Origin of the sequence: Candidatus Frankia alpina, assembly GCF_902806485.1 — a bacterium.
GTDB lineage: Bacteria > Actinomycetota > Actinomycetes > Frankiales > Frankiaceae > Frankia > Frankia alpina.
In genome coordinates, this window is the sequence record NZ_CADCWT010000465.1 from 1 (window position 1) to 1,422 (window position 1,422).

At 63.4% G+C, this 1,422-nt stretch carries 2 protein-coding genes; both read right to left on the bottom strand.

Annotated features, from left to right (window positions below; genetic code table 11):
* Nucleotides 1-289: 289 nt before the first annotated feature.
* Entirely contained in the window at nucleotides 290-790 is a 501-nt protein-coding gene (locus tag G6R25_RS23935; protein ID WP_136449689.1) for a hypothetical protein, read from the bottom strand.
* Between the two features lie 414 nt (nucleotides 791-1,204).
* Nucleotides 1,205-1,422: DUF3696 domain-containing protein (locus tag G6R25_RS23940; RefSeq protein WP_205447430.1), on the bottom strand; the 218-nt coding region annotated here is incomplete at its 5' end.

Genomic DNA, 1,422 nt, shown 5'->3' on the forward strand with positions numbered 1-1,422 from the left:
AATCGTGTTCGCGGATCCGATATCGATACCGAGCTGATAACCCACCGCGACTCCCGACCCCGCCTGATCATCGAAACGCCCCGACGCACGTGGACTGCCGCCGGCCGCCGGTGACCTTGCCCCTCCGTATGGTGCGATCATCGTAGACGCTTGACCAGGCAATCTTCGTGTCCGGTGCCAGACAGGAAAGGTCGGGAGCAAACCGAACCGGAAGCGCGCCACTAAGTGGCCAACCGGGGTCGGAGAGTAGCAGCAGCTCTATCCGGAAGCGAGTCGCCCAGAACCCGGATCAGGTCGGCAGGTACCGCACGAACAGGCCGATCAGAATTCTCCCACCAGTCCGCTCATCCCCGGGGAAGAAGTGGATGCGGTTACGATGACGTTCGAGCTTGGTATGCCACTCGCAGCGGAAGACGTAGCCGCGGAAGCTCGCATCCCGCTGTCGCATCAGCGTGGGCGATCCCCTCGTCTTCCCTTCGATGCTGACCCCGATGCCCAGCCGCGCCGAAATCTGCGCCGACGAGCCCTTCTCGGCCTCGAAGGTCTCGGCGAAGCCGTCATCGAGGGCAGCCAGATGTTCGATGACGCGGTCACGGACCGCGTATCCACCATCGAACCTTCGGAAGGACAGGCCGTCCGCGAAACACAGGCCGGGAAAGGCCCGACCGGCAAGTTCGAAGAATACTCCTTCGTGCACCGCCTCGAGGCGCATCAGGGATCGATAGAAAAGCCGCACGTCGCGATCATCGTCGAGGAAGGAAATCTCGACCCGGCCGTCCGTGGTGGTCACTCGGCGGAATCCGGCCAGGCGGCGCCATCGCATAAGTGAGGACCGCCACGTTCCGGCCGGTCGCGACGAGCTGGGCCGCCCGAGCGATGCCGAGCCCGTACACCGACAAGCCGTCGATGACGGCCGCACCATCGACGGAGACCGCCGGATCCTCGTCCCAGTCCGCGCACTTGTCCAAGAGTTGCAGAAGCCGGTTACGGAGGTCCCGGTCGATCAGCGGCGAACTGGCCAGGACGCTTGCAATATTCTGTCCGAAGGCGAATTCCCCCGCCGCCCATCCACTCAAGATTCCAATGGTCTCGCGCTCGCTTCCGACCTTACTCAGGAGTTCTGCGAGCTACGCGAGTTCCTCTTCGGCGGCGGACCAGTCGGCGACTCCGGCGCAGCCTAATGCCTCCTCGTCGACGACGAATCTCACCGCCTCCGCCTGCGCAGTCCGGCGAGGCTGGCGAGATCACGCTCGCTCTGGTCGAAGAAGCCCTGTGGCCAACTGGACAGCGCACCCGATTCTGTGACGTCGATCGCGGTTCTTCCCTCGACACCGAAGTAGTGAAGTACCGCTTCGTTCGCCGGCATTGAGCCATTCCCGGTGTCGATTTGTGAGGTTGGGTAATTGTTGCGGGGTGTGAGTG